Source organism: Actinomadura sp. NPDC048955, from assembly GCF_040649435.1.
Taxonomy (GTDB): domain Bacteria; phylum Actinomycetota; class Actinomycetes; order Streptosporangiales; family Streptosporangiaceae; genus Spirillospora; species Spirillospora luteofluorescens.
The window spans coordinates 19,944-27,387 of record NZ_JBEZJI010000088.1 but is presented as its reverse complement, the minus strand read 5'-3'; the positions used below and the strand labels follow the sequence as shown (position 1 = coordinate 27,387).

The 7,444-nt window shown below is 70.9% G+C and carries 7 protein-coding genes; 1 reads left to right on the top strand and 6 read right to left on the bottom strand.

Features of this window, described 5'->3' with window-relative positions:
- Positions 1-103 precede the first annotated feature (103 nt).
- From AB0C84_RS42405 to AB0C84_RS42390, 4 genes are all read right to left on the bottom strand, one after another.
- Positions 104-1,369, bottom strand: coding sequence for a cyclopropane-fatty-acyl-phospholipid synthase family protein (locus AB0C84_RS42405; protein WP_179847111.1), 1,266 nt, complete (start codon positions 1,367-1,369; stop codon positions 104-106).
- A gap of 89 nt (positions 1,370-1,458) precedes the next feature.
- Complete coding sequence (locus tag AB0C84_RS42400; protein WP_339154575.1) at positions 1,459-2,826, bottom strand: FAD-binding oxidoreductase; 1,368 nt, start codon at positions 2,824-2,826, stop codon at positions 1,459-1,461.
- 228 nt (positions 2,827-3,054) lie between these two features.
- Positions 3,055-3,573: a DUF1707 and DUF4870 domain-containing protein gene (locus tag AB0C84_RS42395; protein WP_361077579.1), complete on the bottom strand. Its 519-nt coding sequence runs from the start codon at positions 3,571-3,573 to the stop codon at positions 3,055-3,057.
- Between the two features lie 35 nt (positions 3,574-3,608).
- Positions 3,609-4,418, bottom strand: coding sequence for a polysaccharide deacetylase family protein (locus AB0C84_RS42390; RefSeq protein ID WP_361077576.1), 810 nt, complete (start codon positions 4,416-4,418; stop codon positions 3,609-3,611).
- Between the two features lie 174 nt (positions 4,419-4,592).
- Between AB0C84_RS42390 and AB0C84_RS42385 the strand changes: the two genes are divergently transcribed.
- Complete coding sequence (locus AB0C84_RS42385; RefSeq protein ID WP_179847107.1) at positions 4,593-4,964, top strand: hypothetical protein; 372 nt, start codon at positions 4,593-4,595, stop codon at positions 4,962-4,964.
- Between the two features lie 23 nt (positions 4,965-4,987).
- Here AB0C84_RS42385 and AB0C84_RS42380 read toward each other — a convergent pair whose 3' ends face one another.
- Both AB0C84_RS42380 and AB0C84_RS42375 read right to left on the bottom strand, forming a co-directional pair.
- A complete protein-coding gene (locus AB0C84_RS42380; RefSeq protein ID WP_361077573.1) occupies positions 4,988-5,389 on the bottom strand; it encodes an arsenate reductase ArsC in 402 nt (133 codons plus the stop codon).
- Between the two features lie 110 nt (positions 5,390-5,499).
- Positions 5,500-7,014 carry an FAD-dependent oxidoreductase gene (locus AB0C84_RS42375; RefSeq protein WP_361077570.1) on the bottom strand — a complete coding sequence of 505 codons (1,515 nt, stop codon included), beginning with the start codon at positions 7,012-7,014 and terminating at the stop codon, positions 5,500-5,502.
- Positions 7,015-7,444 lie beyond the last annotated feature (430 nt).

Here is a 7,444-nt window from a genome sequence, read left to right as displayed (position 1 = left end):
CAGCGCCCACTCGGTGGTGAACGCCAGCGCGACCGTCCCGGCGATGCCGAGCAGCGTCACGAGGATGCCCGCGAGCTCGTCGGCGGTCGAAGCGGTGACGCCGTCACGATCCCCAGTCGGGCCGCAGCGGCATGTGGCTCGTGCCGTCGTCCTCCACCTTCACGCCGAGCGTCTGGTGCAGCTGGATCCAGTTCTGGTTGAAGCCGAGCACGCAGCCCGCCATGTAGACGCGCCACACGCGGGCGGTGCCCTCACCGACCTCGGCGACGGCCTCGTCCCAGTGCGCGTCGAGGTTCTCGCACCAGCCGGTGAGCGTGCGCGCGTAGTGCTCGCGCAGGTTCTCCTGATGCCGGATCTCGAACCCCGCGTCGTTCATCTGGCACTGGACGTAGCCCGGGCCCTCGAGCTCGCCGTCCGGGAACACGTACCGGTTGATGAACCCGTTCTCCTTGCGGGACGGGGACGTGTTGTCCGGACGCGTGATCGTGTGGTTCAGCATCCGCCCGCCCTTCTTCAGCTTCCCGTGGAGGAAGGAGAAGTAGGCCGGAAGGTTCTTCTTCCCGATGTGCTCGGTGAGGCCGATGGAGCTGACCGCGTCGAAGCCGGTCTCGGTGACGTCGCGGTAGTCCATGTGCCGGACCTCCGCGAGGTCCGACAGGCCCCGGTCGGCGATCGCCTTCTGCGCCCACTCGGCCTGCTGCTTGGACAGCGTCACCCCGAGCGCCTTGACGCCGTACTCCTTCGCGGCGTGCATCACCATGCCGCCCCAGCCGCAGCCCACGTCCAGCAGCCGCATCCCCGGCCTCAGGCCGATCTTCTTGGCCACCAGGTCGTGCTTGGCGAACTGCGCCTCCTCCAGCGTGGCGCCCTCATGCGGGTAGCACGCGCAGGTGTAGGCCATGGACGGGCCGAGAACCCACTCGTAGAAGGTGTTGGACACGTCGTAGTGGTGGGAGATGGCCCGCGCGTCCCGCCTCTTGGAGTGCCGGAGCCACGACGGGATCCGGCTGAACGGCGCCTCCTGCGGAGGCGGGTCCAGCCGGCGCGACGCCGCGGCGCGCAGCAGCGGATCGCCCAGCACCCCGCCGACGATCCTCGCCTTGTCGCGCGGCGTCACATCGCTGAGCACCTGCTGCATCGTCGTCAACGCCGCGATCATGTCGCCGTCTACGTCGATCATGCCGGTGACGTAGGCGCGGGCGAGCCCCAGCGCGCCCGGCGAGTGCAGCAGGTACGAGACCGCGTACGGTGAGCGCACGTCGAAACGGATGTCGGCGCCGGGCACCCCCGCCCGAGATCCGTCGTAGGCCGTGAACTCCACTGGCGCCTCAGCCCCGGCGAGCTGCTCGAAGACCCTGGCCAGCGTCATCTTGGTTCCTCCTGTCTCTTCGCCCCGGCCCGGGCGGCGGCGGATCGGCCGCCTCCCGCGCGGGGCTCCCCCGAACTGCGGGCGCCTGGTCAGCGCCCGCGCACGCACTTGTCGTAGAGATCCAGCAGCCGCCCGTCGGGATCGTAGGACCCCTTGAGCCGCCGGTAGGTCTCCCCGTCGTAGTACCGCCAGAACTCGTCCCGGCCGTAGAAGGCGGTCGAGTACAGGGACTTGTGGCCGTCGAGGGCGGCGACCTTACGTTCGATGAGCCGGTTGTGGTACTCAGGGATCTGCCCTGGCGGGATCCGCACCGTGCCCCAGAAACCGGCGTTCACGTAGGGGCGTCCCACGTCCAGCGGGTACAGCGGCCACCGCTCCTTCGCGCGCAGCGGGCACAGCCAGATCGGGGCCATGCCCACCTTGTCGTGGAAGAACTCCAGGAACTCCGGAAGCCGCTCGACCGGGACCTCGATGTCCTGGATGACGTCCTCGCGCGGCCGCAGCCCCCGCCAGCGCTCCGCACGCGCGACGATGTGGTACCGGCGGTCGTAGGCGACCAGCTTGCGGTACACGTCGGAGCGCTTGAACTTGTCGGGCCACAGCTTCCGGACGGTCGGGTTCTGCACGCCGAACGCGCCCGAGCACCAGAACCAGTCGGTGTCCCAGCGCCAGATGTAGTCGCGGATCGTGAGGAAGTCGACGGACCGCTGCTGGATCGACCTGTAGTAGATCTTCTGGCCGGTGTAGTCGGAGGTGTAGGGCGCGGAGTCGGCGAAGAAGCCCAGCGTGATGTACTGCTCGTCCGCGCCGAAGACCGTACCGTCCATGAAGTCGACGGTCTCGTCCTCGAACGTCCCGGACTCGGTGATCTCCCCGAGGACGCGGGCGAGCTCCGCCGCGTCGGTGAACCGCAGGTGCCGCAGCCGGACGTAGGGCCGGACGGCCCGCAGCTCGATCTTCAACCGGAGGCTGTAGCCGAGCGTCCCGTAGGAGTTCGGGAAGCCGTAGAACAGGTCCTTGTGCTCGTTGTCGCGCGTGGCCGTGACGATCTGCCCGTCGCCGGTGAGGACCTCCAGCTCCAGGACGCCCTCGTGCGGCAGCCCGTCCCGGAACGACGTCGACTCGATGCCGAGCCCGGTCACCGCCCCGCCCAGCGTGATCGTCTTCAGCTGGGGGACGACCGTCGGCATCAGACCGTGCGGCAGCGTCGCGTCGACCAGGTCCTCGTAGGTCGTCATGCCCTGGACCTGCGCGGTCCGCTCGTCCGGGTCGACGCTCAGCACCTTGTCGAACCCGGAGACGTCCAGGCCGGGCGCCTCCGAGGGGTCGCGCCACCGGAACAGGTTGGAGGTCCGCTTGGCCAACCGCACCGGCGTGCCCGCCGGGATGGCCTGGTAGGACCTCCGGAGCGCCTCCACCGCCCGCTGGTGATCGCCCTTGATCGCAAGCTCCGTCATCTACCCCTCCCTCGCATAGTTAATCGATCATCCCATGCATGGTCCACATAACTCGGACGTTAAAGGAGTCACAGGTAGAGAGGGGAATAAACCCACGGGCGTGCGCATAGGCGTCGTTCCATCTCCTGGAGGCGGCCGGTCGCGCTCGACGCGACCACGTCAACCCTCCCCGGAGGGGTACTCCGACAAACCCGAGCCGCGTTCAACGCCGGGCCCGTGCGCCCCGCCTCACTTCACCAGGCGCAGGATCCACGGATAGCGGAACGTCTGGCCGGTCAGCGCGAAGACCGCCGCGATCGCCGACAGCACCCACGCCACCGCGTACACGACCCCGCCGACGCCGAAGGTGACGATCGTGAGCAGCAGCAGCGTCACCTGGAAGTTCACGGCCTCCGCCGCCTGCCGCCGGACGTAGGGCGACCGCTTGCCGCTCAGCAGCATCAGCACGAGCGGGCCGACGAACAGGGTGGGTACGGCGACGGCGTGCGCGACGGCGGCCAGCATCCGGTCCTCGCCGGTCGCCGCCTCGCCCTCGACCGCCACGGGCCCCGCGGGGGCGGGCACCAGATCGAGGAGGACGGCGCCGAGGTCGTTGCGCGTCTTGGCCGTCATCGCCAGTTGCACGCGCAGGTCGAACTCGTCCTCGTCGAGCTGTCCCTCGGCGTAGGCGTCCTGAAGCCGCTGGATGACCGGTTCACGCTCGGCGTCCGAGACCCGCAGATCCCCCACCGCGTAGCTGCTGTTCATACGCCCATGCTCCGCGCGGCCCCGCCGCGGGGCCATCAGGGAAGACCCTGAGGATCCCCTGAATTCCGCTGGACGTACTCCTTCCCCGGGGTCAGGCGCCCGCCGAACAGCTCGGGCACCGTGACGAACACGTACCCCTCGGCCGCCAGCCGGTCGATGATCTTCGGGACGGCCCGCACGCTCGTCGGATGGATGTCGTGCATCAGGACGATGTAGCCGGGCCGCGCCGCCTTCAAGACCCGCTTCTCGACGTAGGCGGTGTCGCGGTGCTCCCAGTCGAGGGGGTCGACCGTCCACAGCACCTGCGCCATCCCCAGCTCCCGCGTGATCTTCGTCAGCCGCTCGGAGGTCGACCCGTAGGGCGGCCTGAGCAGCACGGGCGTGACCCCCGACGCCCGCCGGATCGCGTCCTGCGTCCGCGTCAGCTCCGCCATGATCTTCTTCTTGGACGCCCTTCCGAGGTCGGCGTGCGTGTAGCTGTGGTCGGCGATCTCGTGCCCGGCCTCCAGCTCGCGCCGCACCAGCTCCGGGTGCCTCGCGGCGTTCTCGCCCACGATGAAGAACGTCGCCCTGACCTTGCGGGCGGCGAGGATGTCCAGCAGCTCCGCGGTGCTCTCCGCGGGCCCGTCGTCGAACGTCAGCGCCAGGCACTTGGCCCGCGCGCAGTCGGGCGGCGGCGGCTTGGGAGGCGCCGCCGGTCTCGGCTCGGGTCCGGCCTTGGGGCGTTCGGTCCGCGCGACGGGCCTCACCTTGCCCTGGGCCGGGGTGAGGGTGCTCAGGAACCCGAACACCGCGACCGCGAGCACGGCCCCGGCCACCCGCCGAACAAGGTTCGGCCCGTTCATCGACACCCCCGCGTGATGATCCCCCGAAGGCGCCAGTCTAGGGCGCGGCCCCCCGGCCCGCCGGGGTCGCCGCCGCTGTGTCGGGAACCGGCGCGCCGCCGGCCTCGTTACCGTCGTACACCTGCAAGCCCGCTCCGGAGCGGTTCCGGGCGGGACCAGACGACGGGGTTGACGATGAGGTTCCGGGATCGGTTCGGGATCCGCAGGCACCGCGGTTCCACGGTCACCAAGCTCGACCGGGAGGCGACGGACTCCGACATCGAGGCGCTGATCGCCTTCGCCCGCGCCCGCCGCGGCGTCGAGTTCTTCGTCGAGCCCGAGACGTACGCCACCGACACCACGGCCGTCGCCGTCGCCCACGACGGCGAGTGGACTCGCCGCCGCGTCGGCTCTCCCAAGGTCATCGGCAAGGTGGCCCGCGACCTCGGCCTGCCCGTGTACGACGTCCAGATCGTCGGATACCCGCCCCGCATGCGCGCCTGGAACGACCGCAACCGCGACCGCCGCATCGACCCCGGCGCCCCCGGCGAGGCCGTCTCCTCCTGACCGGGCGGGAACCCGCCGGACTCTCAGGCCGTGAGCTCCGCGGCGAGCGCCTCGACGCGTGCGCGGATCTCATCGCGGATGGGACGGACGGCGTCGACGCCCTGACCCGCCGGGTCGTCGAGCCGCCAGTCGAGGTAGCGCTTGCCGGGGAACACGGGGCACGTGTCGCCGCAGCCCATGGTGATGACGACGTCCGAGGCCTGGACGGCGTCGACGGTGAGGACCTTGGGCATTTCGGCGGAGATGTCGATGCCCTCCTCTGCCATGGCCCGGACGACGGCAGGGTTCACCTGCCCGGCGGGCTCGGATCCGGCGGAGCGGACCTCCACCCGGTCACCGGCGAGGTGGGTGAGGTAGGCGGCGGCCATCTGAGACCGTCCGGCATTGTGCACGCAGACGAACAACACGCTGGGTTTCTCGGACATCAGACACCTCACGGGTCGGGGGTGGAAATGCGGGGCCCACAGCGCTCCAGGGCGCGGCCGCGGGCGGGCGAGCCTGCGGATCTGGGCTCGCCTGTTCATGGCGCGCCCTGTCAGTCGCCGGCTCGTTCGGCGTCGCCGACACGGCCGTGGACGCGTCCGGTCGCGAAGCCCTGACCTGTGGGTGCGGCTACGCCGATGGTCACCGTCTGGGGCTCCGGACCACCGCAGCAGGAAGCGCCCCCGGTCTCGGCCGGGACGGTCTGGAGCGCGACCTGGACGGGTTCGGTGCCGCAGGAATCGCCGCAGCCGCCGCCGGCCGCTCCGGGCAGCTGGTCCTCGGTGACCAGGCTGGTGGAGCAGACACCGGTCTCGGGCAGATCGAGTTCCACGGCGTCGGCGGCGGCGCGATCTCCGGCCAGCGCGGCGACCACGGAGCGGACCTGCTCGTACCCGGTGGCCATCAGGAACGTCGGGGCCCGGCCGTAGCTCTTCATGCCGGCCAGGTAGAAGCCGGTTTCGGGGTGGGCGAGGACGCGTTCGCCGTGCGGCGGGACGGTGCCGCAGGAATGGAAGTTCGGGTCGATCATCGGGGCGAGACGCACGGGCGCCTCGGTGGCGGGATCGAGCTCGACGCGCACCTCCCGCAGCATGTCCAGGTCGGGCCGGAACCCGGTGGCCGCGACCACGGTGTCGGCCTCGATGACGCGCTCCCCGTCCGGCGCGGCCCCGACAACGCGGACGGGCCCGGCGGTGGGGCCGCCTTCGGGAGCCTCGAAGCCCGTGACGGTGAAGGCCCGCACCAGTGAGATCTCTCCACCCTCCACGGCCGTCTTCAAACGGGTGCCCAGCGCGCCGCGTGCGGGCAGCCCGTCGGCGTCGCCGCCGCCGTACAGGCGGGCGACCGACGAGGCCCGTACCGCCCAGGTGATGCGGGTGCCGGGTGCGGCCTTGGCGAGTTCGGCCAGGGCGAGCAGGGTGTTGGCGGCCGAGTGGCCCATGCCGACGACCAGGGTGTGACGCCCGGCGAAGCGGTCGCGGTCACGTCCCAGCACGTCGGGCAGCGGCCCGGTCAGGTAGGGGGCTGCCCGGTCCTCCCCGGGAGCGGGGAGCCCGGAGTGGCCGAGCGGGTTGCCGCGCCCCCAGGTGCCCGAGGCGTCGATGACGGCGCGGGCGGTCAGGTCGGTGACCGCGCCGTCCGGCCCGACGGCCCTGACCAGCAGCGCGAGCTCGTCTCGGCCGAGAGTGCGGGTGACGTCCACCCCGTTCCGGGCGACAGCGGTCACCCGTGTGCCGGTCTGGATCCGCCCGGCGATTCCAGGCACCTGGGAAAGCGGGACCAGGTAGTCGCGGACGAGGTCGGCGCCGGTGGGCAGAGCGTCGGGGTCGGGCAGGGTCCAGCCGGTGGGCTCCAGCAGCCGGCGCGCGGCGGCGTCGGTGTCGTACCGCCAGGGCGAGAACAGCCGGACATGCCCCCACTCGGACACCGCGGCGCCAACGTCCCCGGCCTCCAGGACGACGAAGTCCATCCCGCGCTCGGCCAGGTGAGCGGCCGCGGCCAACCCGACCGGCCCCGCCCCGATGACCACCACCGGCAGCCCATCGAGACGGTCCTTGGCCTCACTCACAGAAAGCGCCGGATCCACGGACTGCTCGGTGTCGGTGCAGCAACCGCCGCCCCCGCAACATCCACCCAGAGCCGCCTCCCCTACGTCCTCACTCATGCTTCTCCTCGCACGTCGTTCGAGTACCTCTCACGCCCAAGCGCAGCACCACGCCCACCTCACATCCGACGGTCACCAGGTCGCGCGCCCGTTGCGCGCAGGCCGATGTGACGCCCTGCCCCGCCTTCGCGCGAACTCGCAGTTCGGGCGGCGTGGCCGTGGTGGGGCCGGGTGCTGACTAGCGAGGTCGCGGACACAGCGGTCCCGAAAGCAGGCCGGTCGATCGCAACGCCACGCGCGAGCCGACCATCCAGGTCAAGACCACAACCTCACCTCACTACTTAGAGATCCTTCTAAGTAGAGCCCAGTTTGCTTTGTTGCTTAGATGGATGTC